This window comes from Serratia symbiotica, from assembly GCF_000821185.2.
Classification (GTDB): Bacteria; Pseudomonadota; Gammaproteobacteria; order Enterobacterales; family Enterobacteriaceae; genus Serratia; species Serratia symbiotica.
Genome location: NZ_CP050855.1, coordinates 1,892,761 through 1,910,989, shown reverse-complemented (window position 1 = coordinate 1,910,989; position 18,229 = coordinate 1,892,761). Strand labels below are relative to the sequence as shown.

The following is an 18,229-nucleotide window of genomic DNA, read 5'->3' as shown; positions in this document are numbered from 1 at the left end:
TCCTTAGCGCCTTAGAATCTATCCCACTAGGCTATTTTATTTGCCATTTTGGCCCTGGGGCAATGCTCACCATCCTCACGTACGCCATGTACGCTGCGGTTGTTACGCGCTGTCCTGATCCAAACTGGCTACAACAATGAACGCCCACTGGGATAGGCTCTTAATTTTAAAAACGCCTAAAACCTGAAATACCTTAAATCTTGTCAGGTTGCCCGCACAAAATGGAGCGGACGTTAACCCTATGAGCGACATTTGCTTTTTGCGGTAAAGCTGGGCGGGAAACCACAGCTATCGGGATAGGCTTGACAGGTACACTGTTACATATCTTGGATAATGGAGAAGGTGTAGCTGCTGACCTAGAGCGCATCATAAAACTTTTTGCAATCAATATGTAATTCAAATGCTTACTTATTGTAAATTTAAGCGATTAATATCGTAATAATTGTGAGATGTGTGATCTGAATCACTGTTCGGTAGAAATATTATCAAAGTGATTGTATGTTAATTGTAATAAGAATGTAACCCTTCTATACTGCCGCGAGGTCTCCGGATTACCACGAAGTTGGGACTCCCAGCGTTATAAATGCGCGCCGTTTGAGCACAGAGGATATTGATGTTTAAGCGCGTGACGCGTAGGGGTTTTGGCTCTTAACGCTGTTTGATTCTTACCCAGACCCGGAGGAAGGAAAATAATAAGAGCTGTGTGGAATAAATGTGAAAAAAAAACGACCTGTCAATATGGATCTGCAAACGATCCGCTTTCCCGTAACTGCAATAGCCTCTATCTTACATCGAATCTCTGGCGTAATTACCTTCATTGCTGTGGGCATTCTCCTTTGGCTACTGGGCCTGTCTCTCTCTTCCCCTGAAGGTTTCATGCAGGCGGCCGCCATCATGAATAGCTTCATTGTCAAATTCATATTCTGGGGCATCCTCACGGCGCTGGCCTATCACATTTGCGGTGGCGTGCGTCACTTGCTGATGGATTTTGGCTGCATCGAAGAGAGTCTGGCCGCTGGTACCCGCTCAGCTCAGGTGGCGATCTGTCTGACCATTGTGCTATCAGTTTTGGCTGGAGTTTGGGTATGGTAAACAATGTTTCTGCATTAGGGCGCAACGGCGTGCACGATTGGTTGTTGCTACGAGCTTCCTCCATCATCATTATTCTGTATGTCCTGTATCTCCTTGGTTTTTTTATCTTGGCCCCAGACCTCACCTATGAAATCTGGCACGGCTTCTTCGCTACCTCCATGACAAAAGTATTCACCTTGCTGACCTTGCTGTCGATTCTGGTTCACGCTTGGATCGGCTTGTGGCAGGTACTGACGGATTATGTCAAACCGCTGGCGGTTCGCTTAGTGTCGCAACTGGCGATCGTTGTCGTATTGTTGGTCTATTTACTGTATGGAACTATCGTCGTGTGGGGTGTTTAAATGAAACTGCCGGTCAGAGAGTTTGATGCAGTGGTTATCGGTGCCGGTGGCGCAGGTATGCGTGCTGCGTTACAGATTTCCCAAGCGGGTTTAACTTGCGCCCTGCTGTCCAAAGTATTCCCGACCCGTTCCCATACTGTCTCTGCGCAGGGTGGTATCACTGTTGCGCTCGGCAATAGCCATGAAGACAACTGGGAATGGCATATGTATGACACGGTGAAAGGTTCCGACTATATCGGTGATCAGGATGCCATTGAGTATATGTGTAAAACCGGCCCGGAAGCCATTCTGGAACTGGAACATATGGGGCTGCCGTTCTCCCGACTGGACGATGGCCGAATCTATCAACGCCCATTCGGTGGCCAATCGCTGAACTTCGGCGGTGGGCAGGCAGCACGGACTGCTGCGGCTGCTGACCGTACCGGTCACGCACTGCTGCACACCTTGTACCAACAGAACCTGAAGAACCACACTACCATCTTCTCCGAGTGGTATGCGCTGGATCTGGTGAAAAACTCGGAGGGTGCCGTAGTGGGTACTACCGCTATCTGCATCGAAACCGGTGAAGTGGCTTACTTCAAAGCCAAGGCTACGGTGCTGGCCACTGGTGGTGCAGGCCGTATTTATCAGTCTACCACCAACGCCCACATCAACACCGGTGACGGTGTCGGCATGGCGCTGCGTGCTGGTGTACCGGTGCAGGACATGGAAATGTGGCAGTTCCATCCGACCGGTATCGCTGGTGCTGGGGTGCTGGTGACTGAAGGCTGCCGTGGTGAAGGCGGCTATTTGCTGAACAAACACGGCGAGCGCTTCATGGAGCGTTATGCGCCGAACGCCAAAGACTTGGCAGGGCGCGATGTGGTTGCCCGTTCCATCATGATTGAAATCCGTGAAGGCCGTGGTTGTGATGGCCCTTGGGGGCCACACGCCAAGTTGAAGTTGGATCACTTAGGCAAAGATGTGCTGGAATCCCGTTTACCGGGCATTCTGGAACTGTCACGCACTTTCGCGCATGTCGATCCGGTGAAAGAACCCATTCCGGTTATCCCGACCTGCCACTACATGATGGGCGGTATTCCGACCAAAGTGACGGGTCAAGTGCTGACTGTGAACGATCAAGGCGAAGATGTGGTCATTCCGGGGCTGTTCGCTGTGGGTGAAATTGCCTGCGTATCGGTGCATGGTGCTAACCGTCTGGGGGGCAACTCGCTACTGGATCTGGTGGTATTCGGCCGTTCTGCTGGGCTGCACCTACAAGCTTCGCTTGAAGAGCAGGGCGAGAACCGTGACGCCAGTGAGTCTGATGTAGCAGCCTCGCTGGAGCGTTTGAACCGCTGGAATAATACCCGCTCAGGTGAAGACCCGGTTGAAATTCGTAAGGCACTTCAATCCTGCATGCAGCACAATTTCTCAGTGTTCCGTGAAGGCGATGCGATGGCCAAAGGGCTGGAAGAACTGAAAGTGATCCGTGAACGTCTGAAGCATGCCCGGCTGGACGATACCTCCAGCGAGTTCAACACCCAGCGTATCGAATGCCTGGAGTTGGATAACCTGATGGAGACCGCGTACTCCACTGCGGTGTCGGCCAACTTCCGTACTGAGAGCCGGGGCGCACATAGCCGTTTCGACTATCCGGAACGTGATGACGCCAACTGGCTATGCCATTCGCTATATCTGCCGCAATCGGAAAGCATGACGTGCCGTAAGGTGAATATGCAACCGAAGCTGCGTCCGGCATTCCCGCCGAAAGTGCGTTCTTACTAATTGCGGAGATTGATTGATGAAACTCGAATTTTCGGTTTATCGCTACAACCCGGATGCCGATGATGCGCCGTACATGCAGGATTACACCCTGGAAGCGGAAGAAGGGCGTGACATGATGCTGCTGGATGCATTAATCCAACTGAAGGAGCAAGACCCGACTCTGTCATTCCGCCGTTCATGCCGTGAGGGCGTGTGCGGTTCCGATGGGATCAATATGAACGGCAAAAACGGCTTGGCGTGCATCACTCCAATCTCTTCGCTGCGTAAAGGCCACGACAAAATTGTGATCCGCCCGCTGCCGGGGTTACCGGTGGTACGCGATCTGGTGGTAGATATGGGCCAGTTCTACGCTCAATATGAAAAGATAAAACCTTATCTGCTAAACGATGGCAAGTATCCCCCGGCGCGCGAACATCTACAGTCACCGGAGCAACGGGCTAAACTGGATGGTCTGTACGAGTGCATTCTGTGTGCTTGCTGCTCAACGTCTTGCCCATCGTTCTGGTGGAACCCTGACAAGTTCATCGGCCCGGCAGGGCTACTGGCAGCGTATCGCTTCCTGATCGACAGCCGTGATACGGAAAAACAAGAACGTTTAGATGATCTAGACGACGCTTTTAGTGTTTTCCGCTGCCATAGCATCATGAACTGTGTCAGTGTATGTCCTAAAGGCTTGAATCCGACGCGTGCTATTGGGCATATCAAGTCCATGCTGCTGCAACGCAGCGCATAAAGGGAATGAGAGGCTGCGCCGGGCAGTGTTCCGGCGCATATCGCACGGAAGGGAACCGCTAAAAGCTGCCCCGTGGTTGTGGTGTTCCATACAGCCTGATTTGTTCGCCGGTTTTTAGAGGTTCCTTGTATAAGGAACCCAAGGTTCATAACAGCGTATATCAGTTCTTTTAGTGGCTATAAGATACGTCTAGTGAATCGTTTACGGATAACCGTATTTATCACGGTAATTATGCTAACTACGGCGAAAACTAAAGCTTCCAAGCTTAAGGAATCATGATGCAGAACGGCGCAATGAAGGCCTGGCTGGATTCCTCCTATCTGACGGGCGCGAACCAGTCTTACATAGAGCAACTCTATGAAGATTTTTTAACTGATCCTGGCTCCGTTGAAGATAGCTGGCGTTCCATTTTTCAGCAATTTACCTCTGGGGGGACAAAATCCGATCATCTTCACTCTAAAATACGCGATTACTTCCACCGCCTGGCGAAAGACACCACAGGGTACAACACCACGAACACTGATCCAGAAACCGATGCCAAACAAGTCAAGGTATTGCAACTAATCAATGCCTTCCGTTTCCGTGGGCATCAGCATGCTAACCTCGATCCGCTTGGCCTGTGGCAGCAGGAGAAAGTGTCTGACCTTGATCCCGCTTACCACAATCTGACTGAAGCCGATTTCCAGGAAACCTTTAACGTGGGGTCTTTCGCCATCGGCAAAGAAACCATGAAATTGGGTGACCTGTACGCTGCGCTGAAGCAGACCTACTGCGGTTCGATTGGTGCAGAGTACATGCACATCACCGATACCGAAGAGAAACGCTGGCTCCAGCAACGCATCGAATCGGTGGTGGGGCACGCTAGCTTTACCCGCGATGAGAAACGCCGTTTCCTGAATGAGTTGACCGCAGCGGAAGGTCTGGAACGTTATCTGGGTGCCAAGTTCCCTGGCGCGAAGCGCTTCTCGCTAGAAGGTGGTGACGCGTTGGTGCCCATGCTGAAAGAAATGGTGCGTCACGCGGGCAAGAATGGCATGCGTGAAGTGGTATTGGGCATGGCTCACCGTGGCCGCCTGAATGTGTTGATCAATGTGCTGGGCAAAAAGCCATCCGACCTGTTTGACGAGTTCGCTGGCAAGCATAAGGAACACCTTGGCACTGGTGACGTGAAATACCACCAGGGCTTTTCCTCCGATGTAGAAACTGAAGGTGGCATGGTTCACCTGGCACTGACGTTCAATCCATCGCACCTGGAGATCGTCAGCCCAGTTGTGATGGGCTCGGTACGCGCTCGCCGCGATCGTCTGGACGAAACGCGCAGTAATAGGGTGCTGCCAATTACTATCCATGGTGACGCGGCCATTACCGGTCAGGGCGTAGTGCAGGAAACCCTGAATATGTCGCAGGCGCGCGGTTACGAAGTGGGCGGCACGGTGCGCATCGTCATCAACAACCAGGTGGGTTTCACCACCTCCAATCCGCTAGATGCCCGCTCCACCCAGTATTGTACCGACATCGCCAAAATGGTGCAGGCACCGATCTTCCATGTCAACGCGGACGATCCAGAAGCGGTGGCGTTCGTCACCCGCCTGGCATTGGATTTCCGTAACACCTTTAAACGTGATGTGATGATCGATTTGGTCTGCTACCGTCGTCATGGGCATAACGAGGCTGATGAGCCAAGCGCCACCCAGCCAGTGATGTACCAGAAGATCAAAAAACACCCAACGCCACGCGAAATCTACGCTGATATTCTGACCGAACAAAAAGTAGCCAGCCTGGAAGATGCCACAGAAATGGTCAATCTGTACCGTGACGCGCTCGATCGAGGCGACTGTGTGGTTGAAGAGTGGCGTCCGATGAACCTGCATTCCTTCACCTGGTCGCCATACCTGAACCATGAGTGGGATGAGGAGTACCCAAGCAAAGTCGAGATGAAACGCTTGCAGGAGCTGGCTCGCCGCATCAGCAGCGTGCCGGAAGCGATCGAAATGCAATCACGCGTAGCGAAAATCTACCGTGACCGTGCAGAGATGGCCGCAGGTAACAAACCGTTTGACTGGGGGGCGGCTGAAACGCTGGCCTATGCCACCCTGGTGGATGAAGGCATCCCTATCCGCATCTCTGGTGAAGACGCCGGCCGTGGCACCTTCTTCCATCGCCATGCGGTGGTGCACAACCAGAAAAACAGCTCGGTCTATGTTCCGCTGGCGAATATCCACAGTGGCCAGGGCGAATTCAACGTCTGGGACTCGGTACTGTCTGAGGAAGCCGTGCTGGCGTTCGAATATGGTTACGCTACCGCTGAACCACGCACACTGACCATTTGGGAGGCGCAATTCGGCGACTTTGCCAACGGTGCGCAAGTTGTTATCGATCAGTTCATCAGCTCCGGCGAGCAGAAATGGGGGCGCATGTGTGGCCTGGTGATGTTGCTGCCACACGGTTACGAAGGCCAGGGGCCAGAGCACTCTTCGGCGCGTCTGGAGCGTTACTTGCAGCTTTGTGCAGAGCAGAATATGCAAGTATGCATCCCATCTACTCCGGCGCAGGTTTACCATATGCTACGCCGACAGGCACTACGCGGAATGCGCCGCCCGCTGGTGGTGATGTCGCCTAAGTCACTGCTGCGTCACCCGCTGGCGGTTTCTTCCCTGGAAGAGTTGGCCAATGGCACTTTCTTGTCGGCTATCGGCGAGATCGACGATCTGGAGCCGAAAGCGGTCAAACGCGTGGTGCTGTGCGCTGGCAAAGTGTACTACGACCTGCTGGAGCAGCGCCGCAAGAATGAGCAGAAAGACGTCGCCATCATCCGTATCGAGCAGTTGTATCCGTTCCCGCATCAGGCGGTTCAGGCGGTGCTGGAGAAATATGCACATGTGCATGATTTCGTTTGGTGTCAAGAAGAGCCGTTAAACCAGGGGGCCTGGTATTGCAGCCAACACAACTTACGAGAAGTGGTGCCATTCGGCGCTTCTTTACGTTACGCCGGACGTCCTGCCTCTGCCTCTCCGGCGGTGGGTTATATGTCGGTACACCAGAAGCAACAGCAGGCTCTGGTGAATGACGCGCTGAATATTGATTAGTGCTTGTTCATTTGCTAGCAAATGAAGGGTAAAAACATTAAGGGGAAGCTAAATGAGTAGCGTAGATATTCTGGTTCCTGACCTTCCTGAATCGGTTGCCGATGCAACGGTAGCCAACTGGCACAAGAAACCGGGTGACAACGTTCAGCGTGATGAAGTCCTGGTGGAAATCGAAACCGACAAGGTAGTGTTGGAAGTGCCGGCCAGTGAAGCGGGTATTCTTGATGCGATCGTGGAAGAAGTGGGTGCTACTGTGCTGTCTCGCCAGATCCTTGGCCGCATCCGTCCGGGCGACAGCTCCGGCAAACCGACCAGCGAGAAAAGCCTGGCACCTAAAGACGCCACCTCTGTTCAGTGTGCTACCGCCAGCCTGGAAGCAGCAAGTAATGACGCGCTCAGCCCGGCAATTCGCCGGCTGATCGCTGAACACGATCTCGACGCCAGTGCCATCAAAGGCAGCGGTGTAGGCGGCCGCATCACTCGTGAAGACGTGGAAGCGCATCTGGCTAACGGCAAGCAAACGGATAAACCGACCGCTGAAGCGGCACTACAACCGACTCTGAGCAATCGCTACGAAAAACGCGTGCCGATGACCCGCCTGCGTAAACGCGTGGCTGAACGCCTGTTGGAAGCGAAGAACAGCACTGCCATGCTGACCACCTTCAACGAAATCAACATGCAGCCGATCATGGATCTGCGTAAGCAGTACGGTGAAGCCTTCGAGAAGCGCCACGGTGTGCGTCTAGGCTTTATGTCCTTCTACATCAAGGCGGTGGTTGAAGCGCTGAAGCGTTATCCAGAAGTGAACGCGTCGATCGACGGTTCTGATGTGGTTTATCACAATTACTTTGATATCAGTATCGCGGTATCTACCCCACGTGGCCTGGTGACGCCAGTGCTACGTGATGTAGACACCATGAGTATGGCAGATATAGAAAATAAAATCAAAGAGTTAGCTGTTAAAGGCCGCGACGGAAAATTGACTGTAGAAGAACTGACCGGCGGTAATTTCACCATTACCAATGGCGGCGTATTCGGTTCATTGATGTCCACCCCAATCATCAACCCACCCCAGAGCGCTATTTTGGGTATGCATGCCATCAAAGATCGCCCCATGGCGGTTAATGGTCAGGTGGTGATCCAACCGATGATGTACCTGGCGCTGTCTTATGACCACCGCTTGATCGACGGCAAAGAGTCCGTCGGTTACTTGGTGACAGTTAAAAATATGTTGGAAGATCCGGTTCGTCTGCTGCTGGACGTCTAGTAACCCTGATGGGCGCAATACCTTAGCTGCATCGCGATGGCAACGGAGCGAACCCCCAGGAGCATAGTGAACTATGCTCCTGGGGGGAGAGAAGGCAACCAACAAAGATGCAGCTTTAAGTATGACGGGTATAACGCCGCGCCCATATTTTGTACTACGTGGCCGGAAAGTCATGCGCATTATCGTGCATCCCTGACCCGGCTAAAACCTTCAGAACTGAATGGATAGAACACCATGAATTTACACGAATATCAGGCAAAACAGTTGTTTGCTCGGTATGGTATGCCAGCACCTACCGGCTACGCTTGTACCACGCCGCATGAAGCAGAAGAAGCCGCATCCAAAATCGGCTGTGGCCCGTGGGTGGTTAAATGTCAGGTTCATGCTGGCGGACGAGGTAAAGCTGGCGGCGTTAAAGTGGTTAACAGTAAAGAAGATATCCGTGCTTTCGCGGAAGCCTGGTTGGGCAAACGTCTGGTGACCTACCAAACTGACGTGCTGGGCCAGCCAGTACACCAAATCCTGGTAGAAGCAGCGACCGACATCGATAAAGAACTGTATTTGGGCGCAGTAGTTGACCGCAGTTCCCGTCGCGTGGTGTTTATGGCATCCACGGAAGGCGGTGTTGAGATCGAAAAAGTGGCGCAAGATTCCCCGGAGCTGATCCACAAAATGACCATCGATCCGTTGGTCGGCCCACAGCCTTACCAGGGTCGTGAGCTGGCCTTCAAGTTGGGGCTGACCGGCAAGCAAGTCAGTCAGTTCGCCAAGATCTTCATGGGGTTGGCAACGCTGTTCCTGGAGCGTGACCTGGCGATGGTTGAGATCAACCCGCTGGTGATCACCAAACAGGGCGACCTGGTGTGCCTGGACGGCAAACTGGGTGCCGATGGCAACGCCTTGTTCCGCCAGCCTGAACTGCGCGAAATGCGTGATCTTTCTCAAGAAGACGAGCGTGAATCCCGTGCGTCACAGTGGGAGCTGAACTACGTAGCGCTTGACGGCAACATCGGCTGCATGGTTAACGGTGCTGGATTGGCAATGGGTACCATGGACATCGTTAAACTGTATGGTGGAGAACCGGCTAACTTCCTGGACGTAGGTGGTGGTGCAACCAAAGAGCGTGTCGCTGAAGCATTTAAAATCATCCTGTCCGACGATAAAGTGAAAGCGGTGCTAGTTAACATCTTCGGTGGTATCGTGCGTTGTGATCTGATCGCTGATGGCATCATCGGCGCAGTGGCTGAAGTGGGCGTTAACATTCCAGTGGTGGTGCGTCTGGAAGGGAATAACGCCGAACTGGGTACCAAAAAATTGGCGGACAGTGGTCTGAATATCATTGCTGCGACCAGCCTGACTGATGCGGCTTGGCAAGTTGTTGCGGCAGTGGAGGGTAAATAATGTCCATTTTAATCGATAAGAACACCAAAGTAATTTGCCAGGGTTTCACCGGGAGCCAGGGAACTTTCCACTCCGAACAAGCTATCGCTTACGGCACCAAAATGGTTGGTGGTGTGACTCCAGGCAAAGGTGGCACTCAGCATCTGGGGTTGCCGGTGTTTAATACCGTGCGTGAAGCGGTTGAAGCCACGGGGGCGAATGCATCGGTGATTTACGTTCCTGCACCGTTCTGCAAGGACTCTATTCTGGAAGCCATTGATGCTGGCATCAAATTGATCATCACCATCACCGAAGGCATCCCAACGCTGGACATGCTGACGGTGAAAGTGAAGCTAGATGAAGCTGGCGTGCGGATGATCGGCCCGAATTGCCCAGGCGTTATCACCCCAGATGAATGTAAAATCGGCATTATGCCAGGCCACATCCACCAGCCAGGCAAAGTAGGTATCGTTTCCCGCTCCGGCACCCTGACCTATGAAGCGGTGAAACAAACCACCGATGCCGGTCTAGGCCAATCCACCTGTGTGGGTATCGGTGGCGACCCCATCCCCGGCTCCAACTTTATTGATATTCTGAAGCTGTTCCAGCAAGATCCACAGACCGAAGCAATCGTGATGATCGGCGAAATCGGCGGCAGCGCTGAAGAAGAAGCGGCAGCCTACATCAAAGAATACGTTACCAAGCCGGTGGTCGGCTACATTGCTGGTGTCACCGCGCCTAAAGGCAAGCGTATGGGGCACGCTGGTGCGATCATTGCTGGCGGTAAAGGCACGGCAGACGAGAAGTTTGCGGCGCTGGAGGCGGCGGGGGTGAAAACCGTGCGCAGCCTGGCTGATATTGGTGATGCAGTGAAAGCGGTGTTGAATCGTTAATACGACAATACTATGCCCTATGGATTTCAAGCGATAGCCAGGCGGCGTTCGCCCATCATCGGGAACTTACGTTAGCCAGTGACTGGGTTGGGCGAGTGCAGCCACATATCTTGATCTTTTTGGTCGCCTAGAACGCGTTCATAATTTTGGGGCTAGTTAAAAGTCACAACACCATCATCACGTTTGTCGAGGCAGTTCTCAAAATAAATCGCTTACCAGGGCAATGTCACGTTCCCACTTTGGATTGGCATTGTCCTTTTTCTTGCACATCCATTACCCCCTGATAAAACGGCTTCAGCCAACTGTTTTCAGTAGAGTGGATCGCATCCCGCCAGACTAAGGACTCTACCGCTGTCGGTGCTTCAAGCGCCGAATAACTTTCGGTGATGGCGCTAATCGTGGTGATGGAGACACGGAGGTCATACAAGTCTTTTCACCGCTGCGGCAAAAGTGCCGTTACGGGCGCGTGGCATGACCAGTTCAAAAGCACTGGTAGGTGATTTGGCTGTTACGGTTAGCCTCAATAGCCTGAGTGAGATGAGGATGCTGTTCAGCAGCCAGGTTAGCATCGACAAAAATGCAAGTCATACCTGCATTCCACTGGTATTTACATAGCCATTCAAGCTCTTGGTGTTCAACTTCCCACCGTTTGCAGCCCAAGGTGAAACGGATATATATCGCCATAGAAATGTCATATTTTTCGTTTAGCTTGGCTACCAGCATGGTTAACTTCTCGATGAAAAAAGGATGATTTATGCGCACTCGTTTCACATTACTGACTGCTACGCTGCTGGTTAGTTTATCCACCCAAGCAAAAAACGCGGCCGACCTGCCGCAGGTGGCGGCGATGGCTACTGAAACCACCATGGCGAGCAGTAGCACCGCTTTCGTTGCGCTAGAAAAACAGCTGCAACATTCGCTGATTGACGCAATAAAAGGGGTAAGAGGTACGCTGACCCGTAGCCAGCTTGCATCGGCTAAGCAGGGTAAGGTGCTGGCAAACAAAGATTGGATACAGTCTGCCGGTTACGATTTTGGCAAAAAAGACCAGCAGCAAGCAGGCATTGCGCTGTTAGGTGCTTTTAGTAAGCTGCCAGCCCACACGTTGCAACAGAACTTGGCAGCGGTAGAGAGTATTAACCTTAGTGCGACAGACGGGCTGCGACAGCAGGCGCTGATAGATGCTGAAGGACAGAATTATCTCTTTTTCCTCGCTGATGCGTTAGGGCCACGTCTTGGTCAGGCATTTATCCGTGCTTATGAGAAAGGCGAACTGAATAAGGTGGCTGCACTGATCAAGGCTAGTGAAGTCAGTACCCGTGAAGCGAAAAAGTACTTCGGCTACCAACGTCCGTTCCTGATCCCTGATAACAGAATTCATCTGGTGCCGGACGATGCGGTAGTGAAAGATAGCCATCGGTACATCGCCGATGGCGGTTCGTTCCCCAGTGGTCATACCAATACCGGCTATACCGATGCCCTGTTGCTGGCTGAGATGGTGCCGGAACGCTTTGTTCCGCTTTTGGATCGCGCAGCGCGCTACGGCTATTCGCGCATCGTGCTCGGTGTGCACTACCCACTGGATATCATTGGTTCACGTATGATAGCGCAGCGTAATGTGGCGCATTACCTGAATGATCCGCAGTACCGCACCCTGTTCAAAATGGCTAAGACACAGTTGCGCATGGCACTAGAGAAGGAGTGCGGAATGTCGTTGCGTGCCTGTGCACAGGTACCGCTAAAAGACGATCCTTACGTAGTGGCATCAATGCAAACCTTTTATCGCTTTACCCTGACCTACAATCTACCGGCCAAACGGGTGTCGCCAGCAGTGATGATGGTGCCGCAGGGAGCTGAAATGCTGCTGGAAGCGCCATTGCCCCATCTAAGTGTGGCGCAGCGTCGTCAGATAATGGTGAAGACGGCGCTAGCGGACGGCTATCCGTTGTCGGGCAACGCCGACCAGAGCTTCTGGCAGCGCTTGAACTTGCATGATGCAGTAACCACAGCGTATTACCCACCCGCGAATCACCCATCAGTTTTTACGGCTGGAGGATCAAAAACTGTTAAGCGCCTTTAGTGGCATGGGGTGCAATGGGTTAAAGCCGCATCACTGTTTGTGGCAAATAAAACGTTATACCCGTCATACTTCAAATTACCTGTGCATTAGCTTTCCTGGCTCACCCCATTCACTTACTAGTGTAAGCGCCTGGGGATTAATAAACCTCATCCCTGAGGTTCAGTCTGAGACCTAGCGCAAGTGCTGTTCAAACTGGTTTCCGACCGATTTATCGCTGCATTGCCGCCTTACTGCAACTCGAATTTTAGACTATAGTTATTTCACTAAAAAATCACCAGAAGTGCGATATTGTTTTTTATAATTACACTTAAATAACACTGAATCATAATTAAAAAACAATTAAACCATTGAGCAACATGAACTTAAAAAAAACAGGAGGAATGCGCGGGTGAATATAGAAATAAAATGCCGATAGGATTAAATTGTGGCGAATCAAATGACGCCAGATGACCTCATTTGGCTGAAGTTTGGTTTTGAATCAAAAGCCTAATCCACACCACACCAAAACCTATTTATTGTGTGGGATTGGGCGAGTATCACCTATGTTGTGATTGTGGGTGGTTGATCTTGTTGTATTTGTTACCTGTTATCGGTTTTTTGGTATGCTTGGCCTTGGTCGGTGTAGTTTTGTGCTGAGGGAATGCTAGAAAGCGGAAAAGCTGGATCAAATTTGTTGTGTTTAAGGGCATTCACTGTAGGCATTACAGGCGGCTTTGAAAACGCCATACCAATGACCCCATGCTGGAGCCTTTCTGTTAGGAGCAAGAGTCAAGATGTTTGATATTGTCGAACTATCGCGCTTACAGTTTGCTTTAACGGCAATGTACCATTTCTTATTTGTTCCACTAACGCTGGGTATGGCGTTTTTGCTGGCAATTATGGAAACGGTATATGTACTGTCAGGCAAACAAATCTATAAAGACATGACCAAATTCTGGGGCAAGTTATTTGCAATTAACTTTGCTCTGGGGGTGGCCACCGGTTTGACCATGGAGTTCCAGTTTGGGACTAACTGGTCTTACTTCTCCCATTACGTCGGAGATATTTTCGGTGCCCCACTGGCTATCGAAGGTCTGATGGCGTTCTTTCTTGAGTCAACGCTGGTCGGCCTATTCTTCTTCGGCTGGGATCGTCTGAGCAAAGTGCAGCACATGGCGGTCACCTGGTTTGTGGCCCTCGGCTCCAACCTGTCTGCATTGTGGATACTGGTCGCCAACGGCTGGATGCAGAACCCGATCGCCTCCGACTTCAATTTTGAAACCATGCGCATGGAAATGGTCAGTTTCTCCCAACTGGTACTGAACCCGGTTGCGCAGGTGAAGTTCGTTCACACGGTGGCAGCCGGCTACACCTGTGGTGCTATGTTTGTGTTGGGCATCAGCTCCTACTATCTGCTAAAGGGGCGCGATGTCGCCTTTGCCAAGCGTTCTTTCGCTATTGCTGCCAGCTTCGGTATGGCGGCGATTCTGTCTGTTATCGTGCTGGGTGATGAATCCGGTTACGAAATGGGCGACGTGCAGAAAACCAAACTGGCCGCTATCGAAGCAGAATGGGATACCCAGCCGGCTCCGGCTTCCTTTACCCTATTTGGCATCCCGAATCAGGATAAAATGGAGAACGCCTACTCGATTCAGATCCCGTATGCGCTTGGCCTGATCGCCACCCGTTCCACGGATACCCAGATCGCTGGCCTGAAGGATCTGATGGCGCAGCACGAAGTGCGTATCCGCAATGGCATGAAAGCTTACCAGTTGCTGGAAGAGTTGCGCAGCGGTAATACCGAGCCTGACGTGCGTGACGAGTTCAATAAAACCAAGCAGGATTTGGGCTACGGCATGCTGTTGAAGCGCTATACCCCAAACGTCACCGACGCAACGCAAGCGCAGATCCAACTGGCGGCCAAAGACTCTATTCCACGCGTAGCACCGCTGTACTTCGCCTTCCGTATTATGGTGGCCTGTGGCGTACTCATGCTGTTGATTATCGGTCTGTCATTCTGGAACGTGATCCGCAGCCGCATCGGGCAAAAGAAATGGCTACATCGTGCGGCATTATATGGCTTACCGCTGCCCTGGATCGCCATAGAATCCGGTTGGTTTGTGGCGGAATATGGCCGCCAGCCTTGGGCGATTGGTGAGGTGCTGCCGACTGCGATCGCCAACTCTTCACTGACAGCGGGTGACATTCTGTTCTCAATGGGGCTGATCTGTGGCTTGTACACCCTGTTCTTGGTGGCTGAAATGTACCTGATGTTCAAGTTTGTGCGTCTGGGGCCAAGCAGCCTGAAAACTGGCCGCTACCATTTTGAACAACCGACTGCCGCCGTGCAGGAAGCACGCTAAACAGGAGTCCACGATATGTTTGACTATGAAGTACTGCGGTTTATTTGGTGGGCTCTGGTTGGCGTACTGCTAATCGGCTTCGCTATCACCGATGGTTTTGACATGGGCGTGGGTATTTTGGTGCCCATCATCGGTAAAACCGATACTGAGCGTCGGATAATGATTAACGCCATCGCTCCGCACTGGGATGGCAACCAGGTTTGGCTGGTCACCGCTGGTGGCGCGTTATTTGCCGCTTGGCCCATGGTCTACGCCGCCGCCTTCTCTGGCTTCTACGTTGCCATGATCCTGGTGTTGGCTGCCTTATTCTTCCGCCCGCTCGGTTTCGACTACCGTTCCAAGTTAGAGTGCAGACGCTGGCGCAACATGTGGGACTGGGGCATCTTTATCGGCAGCTTTGTACCAGCATTGGTGTTTGGCGTGGCGTTCGGTAATTTGCTACAGGGCGTGCCGTTCCATATAGATGAGTATATGCGTCTGTTCTACACCGGAAACTTCTTCCAACTGCTGAATCCGTTTGGCCTGTTGGCAGGCATTGTCAGCCTGACCATGTTGGTGACTCAGGGCGCGACCTATCTACAAATGCGCACTACTGGTGAGATTTACCTGCGTTCGCGTGTGGCGGCTCAGATCGCTACGCTGATGATGGCGCTGTGCTTCCTGCTTGCGGGTATCTGGTTGATGAAAGGTATCGACGGTTACGTGGTGACCTCAGCGCTGGATACCATGGCGGAATCCAACCCACTACGTAAAGCAGTGGCACATCAGGCTGGTGCCTGGTTGATCAACTTCAACACCTATCCGCTGTTGTGGGCGTTGCCTGTGCTGGGTGTGGTGCTACCGCTGTTTACCGTACTGTTCTTGCGTTTGGAAAAAGGGGCGCTGGCATTTATCACCTCGTCGCTGACCATTACCTGTGTGATCCTCACCACCGGGATCACTATGTTCCCGTTCGTGATGCCTTCAAGCACGGTACCTGGCGTCAGTCTGACCATGTGGGATGCCACTTCTAGCCTGTTGACGCTGAAAGTGATGACCATTGTCGCGTTGATCATCTTGCCTATCGTTCTGGCGTACACCAGTTGGTCGTACTACAAAATGTTTGGCCGCCTCGACAAGAACTACATCGAAAACCACAAGCATTCGCTGTACTAAGGATAAGGATCTAAACCATGTGGTATTTTGCCTGGATTCTCGGAACGCTGCTGGCTTGCGCCTTTGGCATCATTACGGCACTGGCGCTTGAGCAAAGTGAAGTGACTAAAACGCAGCAAGATGGCAAGTGATGGGTTGGTCACTGGCTGATAAGTTGTACGCCATCACTGACAAGGGCCTCATTCGGGCCCTTTCACTGGCGTTAGCGCTGATTTTGGCGGGTTGCATTTTTTGGCAACCAACGCGTTTTGCCGCCAAAACCAGCTCGCTGGAGATTTGGCAAGGGCTGCTGCTTATTTGGGCAGTGTGTACCGGCGTGATCCATGGCTTCGGCTTTCGGCCGCAGCGTAATTTCTGGCGTGCTCTTTTCGCGCCACTTCCTGCCATTGTGGTTTTGTGTGCAGGATTACTTTACGTTTCTTTATAATCTCCGTGATATCCCCATGTGATAGGCTAATGCAGCCCATAATTATTTTCATTCTAACTTACCCCCATTTCCAACCCGATCCGTCTTGCGTATAGTAACAGCGTTAAATCGCATTATCGGGAAATAGAGTCAGAGTGAGTAATATGTTGTTTCGATGGCCGGTTCGTGTTTACTACGAGGATACCGATGCCAGTGGTGTGGTCTATCACGCCCGTTATGTTGCTTTTTTTGAAAGAGCGCGCACTGAGATGCTGCGTCAGCATAACTTTCATCAACAGCAACTGCTCAGTCAACATGTCGCTTTCGTTGTCCGGCGTATGGCGGTGGATTACCTGGCTCCGGCTCGTCTCGACGAACAACTGGAAGTGCAGAGTGAAATCACTGTTATCCGCGCGGCTTCTCTCATGTTTGCTCAATGCATTGTCAACTCAGACGGAACTCTGCTGAGCCAAGCCAATGTATTGATTGCATGTGTTGATCCACACCTAATGAAGCCGAGAGCGCTTCCTAAGTCTATTGTCGCGGAGTTAAGCAGTGACTGACATGAACATCCTAGATTTATTCTTGAAAGCGAGCCTACTGGTTAAGCTTATCATGCTGATTTTAATATGCTTCTCGGTAGCCTCCTGGGCGATCATCATCCAGCGCACGCGCATCCTTAATGCGGCAACGCGCGACGCCGAAGCCTTTGAAGACAAATTCTGGTCTGGTGTCGAGCTTTCCCGTCTGTACCAGGAGAGCCAGGCGCGTCGCGATAGCTTGACTGGCTCAGAACAGATTTTCTATGCGGGTTTTAAAGAGTTTGCCCGTTTGCACCGTGCCAACCAGCATGCGCCGGAGTCGGTTATTGAAGGGGCATTGCGAGCGATGCGCATCTCAATGAACCGCGAACTGGAAGCGTTGGAAAACCATATTTCGTTCCTCGGCACCGTTGGTTCGATCAGCCCGTATATTGGTCTGTTTGGCACCGTGTGGGGGATCATGCACGCCTTTATCGCACTGGGTGCGGTGAAGCAGGCTACGTTGCAGATGGTGGCACCGGGTATTGCCGAAGCGTTGATCGCCACCGCGATCGGACTTTTCGCTGCGATCCCAGCTGTGATGGCCTATAACCGCCTCAACCAACGTGTCAACAAACTTGAGCAAAATTACGGCAACTTTATGGAAGAGTTCACCGCTATTCTGCACCGTCAGGCTTTCTCCAGCGACAGCAAATAAGTAGGGGGTAGCATGGCGAGAATACCTGGACGCCATCGGCGCGAACTGAAGTCCGAAATTAACATCGTTCCTCTGCTTGATGTGCTGCTGGTGCTGCTGCTGATCTTTATGGCAACCGCGCCAATTATCACGCAGAGCGTGGAGGTTGAGCTACCGGATGCCGCCGATTCCAAAACAGTGTCCAGCGCTGATAATCTGCCGGTGATCCTTGAAGTTTCCGGTGTGGGTCAATATACCCTGGTGATGGATCACCAGCGTATGGCATTGCTGCCACCGGAGCAGGTGGCAGCCGAAGCCAAATCACGCTTGGTAGCCAATCCGAAAACGGTCTTTTTGATCGGCGGGGCGAAGGATGTTCCTTATGATGAAATTATCAAGGCATTGAATATTCTCCATCAGGTGGGTGTAACGTCCGTGGGGCTGATGACTCAGCCAATTTGATCGTAAC

At 52.1% G+C, this 18,229-nt stretch carries 18 protein-coding genes; 16 read left to right on the top strand and 2 right to left on the bottom strand.

Annotation, left to right across the window (positions count from 1 at the left end; genetic code table 11):
• Window positions 1-699: 699 nt before the first annotated feature.
• The 8 genes from sdhC (at window position 700) to sucD (ending at window position 10,559) form a co-directional block, all read left to right on the top strand.
• On the top strand, window positions 700-1,092 hold the full coding sequence (gene sdhC, locus SYMBAF_RS09540; RefSeq protein ID WP_228457116.1) for a succinate dehydrogenase cytochrome b556 subunit: 393 nt from the start codon (window positions 700-702) through the stop codon (window positions 1,090-1,092).
• Entirely contained in the window at window positions 1,086-1,433 is a 348-nt protein-coding gene (gene sdhD, locus SYMBAF_RS09535) for a succinate dehydrogenase membrane anchor subunit (protein ID WP_037388537.1), read from the top strand. The genes sdhC and sdhD overlap by 7 nt, the downstream gene beginning before the upstream one ends.
• Complete coding sequence (sdhA, locus tag SYMBAF_RS09530; protein WP_040264873.1) at window positions 1,434-3,200, top strand: succinate dehydrogenase flavoprotein subunit; 1,767 nt, start codon at window positions 1,434-1,436, stop codon at window positions 3,198-3,200.
• 16 nt (window positions 3,201-3,216) lie between these two features.
• Window positions 3,217-3,933: a succinate dehydrogenase iron-sulfur subunit gene (locus SYMBAF_RS09525; protein ID WP_040264874.1), complete on the top strand. Its 717-nt coding sequence runs from the start codon at window positions 3,217-3,219 to the stop codon at window positions 3,931-3,933.
• 278 nt (window positions 3,934-4,211) lie between these two features.
• Window positions 4,212-7,019 carry a 2-oxoglutarate dehydrogenase E1 component gene (sucA, locus tag SYMBAF_RS09520; RefSeq protein WP_040264875.1) on the top strand — a complete coding sequence of 936 codons (2,808 nt, stop codon included), beginning with the start codon at window positions 4,212-4,214 and terminating at the stop codon, window positions 7,017-7,019.
• Between the two features lie 52 nt (window positions 7,020-7,071).
• On the top strand, window positions 7,072-8,286 hold the full coding sequence (gene odhB, locus SYMBAF_RS09515) for a 2-oxoglutarate dehydrogenase complex dihydrolipoyllysine-residue succinyltransferase (protein ID WP_040264876.1): 1,215 nt from the start codon (window positions 7,072-7,074) through the stop codon (window positions 8,284-8,286).
• A gap of 234 nt (window positions 8,287-8,520) precedes the next feature.
• Complete coding sequence (sucC, locus tag SYMBAF_RS09510) at window positions 8,521-9,687, top strand: ADP-forming succinate--CoA ligase subunit beta (protein ID WP_040264877.1); 1,167 nt, start codon at window positions 8,521-8,523, stop codon at window positions 9,685-9,687.
• A complete protein-coding gene (sucD, locus tag SYMBAF_RS09505; RefSeq protein ID WP_040264878.1) occupies window positions 9,687-10,559 on the top strand; it encodes a succinate--CoA ligase subunit alpha in 873 nt (290 codons plus the stop codon). The genes sucC and sucD overlap by 1 nt, the downstream gene beginning before the upstream one ends.
• Window positions 10,560-10,785: 226 nt before the next feature.
• Here the strand turns inward: sucD and SYMBAF_RS09500 are convergent, their stop codons facing one another.
• On the bottom strand, window positions 10,786-10,986 hold the full coding sequence (locus SYMBAF_RS09500; protein WP_152609090.1) for a hypothetical protein: 201 nt from the start codon (window positions 10,984-10,986) through the stop codon (window positions 10,786-10,788).
• Between the two features lie 53 nt (window positions 10,987-11,039).
• The gene (locus SYMBAF_RS09495; protein ID WP_152609091.1) at window positions 11,040-11,321 is read right to left on the bottom strand and encodes a hypothetical protein; all 282 of its coding nucleotides are present in this window, start codon (window positions 11,319-11,321) and stop codon (window positions 11,040-11,042) included.
• Between SYMBAF_RS09495 and SYMBAF_RS09490 the strand changes: the two genes are divergently transcribed.
• The 8 genes from SYMBAF_RS09490 to tolR all read left to right on the top strand — a co-directional run bounded on the left by SYMBAF_RS09490 (window position 11,314) and on the right by tolR (window position 18,222).
• Window positions 11,314-12,639 carry an acid phosphatase gene (locus tag SYMBAF_RS09490; protein ID WP_082026909.1) on the top strand — a complete coding sequence of 442 codons (1,326 nt, stop codon included), beginning with the start codon at window positions 11,314-11,316 and terminating at the stop codon, window positions 12,637-12,639. The genes SYMBAF_RS09495 and SYMBAF_RS09490 overlap by 8 nt on opposite strands.
• A 773-nt stretch (window positions 12,640-13,412) precedes the next feature.
• A complete protein-coding gene (cydA, locus tag SYMBAF_RS09485) occupies window positions 13,413-14,981 on the top strand; it encodes a cytochrome ubiquinol oxidase subunit I (protein ID WP_040264880.1) in 1,569 nt (522 codons plus the stop codon).
• Between the two features lie 15 nt (window positions 14,982-14,996).
• Window positions 14,997-16,136 carry a cytochrome d ubiquinol oxidase subunit II gene (gene cydB / locus SYMBAF_RS09480; protein ID WP_040264881.1) on the top strand — a complete coding sequence of 380 codons (1,140 nt, stop codon included), beginning with the start codon at window positions 14,997-14,999 and terminating at the stop codon, window positions 16,134-16,136.
• A 17-nt stretch (window positions 16,137-16,153) separates the two neighbouring features.
• Window positions 16,154-16,267 (top strand): cytochrome bd-I oxidase subunit CydX, encoded by a 114-nt coding sequence (gene cydX / locus SYMBAF_RS09475; protein ID WP_061770614.1) that lies wholly within the window; start codon window positions 16,154-16,156, stop codon window positions 16,265-16,267.
• Window positions 16,267-16,563, top strand: coding sequence for a cyd operon protein YbgE (gene ybgE, locus SYMBAF_RS09470; protein ID WP_040264882.1), 297 nt, complete (start codon window positions 16,267-16,269; stop codon window positions 16,561-16,563). Before cydX ends, ybgE begins: the two co-directional genes overlap by 1 nt.
• Before the next feature lie 134 nt (window positions 16,564-16,697).
• Entirely contained in the window at window positions 16,698-17,105 is a 408-nt protein-coding gene (gene ybgC, locus SYMBAF_RS09465; RefSeq protein ID WP_040264883.1) for a tol-pal system-associated acyl-CoA thioesterase, read from the top strand.
• Window positions 17,098-17,781 (top strand): Tol-Pal system protein TolQ, encoded by a 684-nt coding sequence (gene tolQ, locus SYMBAF_RS09460; RefSeq protein ID WP_040264884.1) that lies wholly within the window; start codon window positions 17,098-17,100, stop codon window positions 17,779-17,781. The genes ybgC and tolQ overlap by 8 nt, the downstream gene beginning before the upstream one ends.
• Before the next feature lie 12 nt (window positions 17,782-17,793).
• Complete coding sequence (gene tolR, locus SYMBAF_RS09455) at window positions 17,794-18,222, top strand: colicin uptake protein TolR (protein WP_040264885.1); 429 nt, start codon at window positions 17,794-17,796, stop codon at window positions 18,220-18,222.
• The last annotated feature ends 7 nt before the right edge of the window (window positions 18,223-18,229 follow it).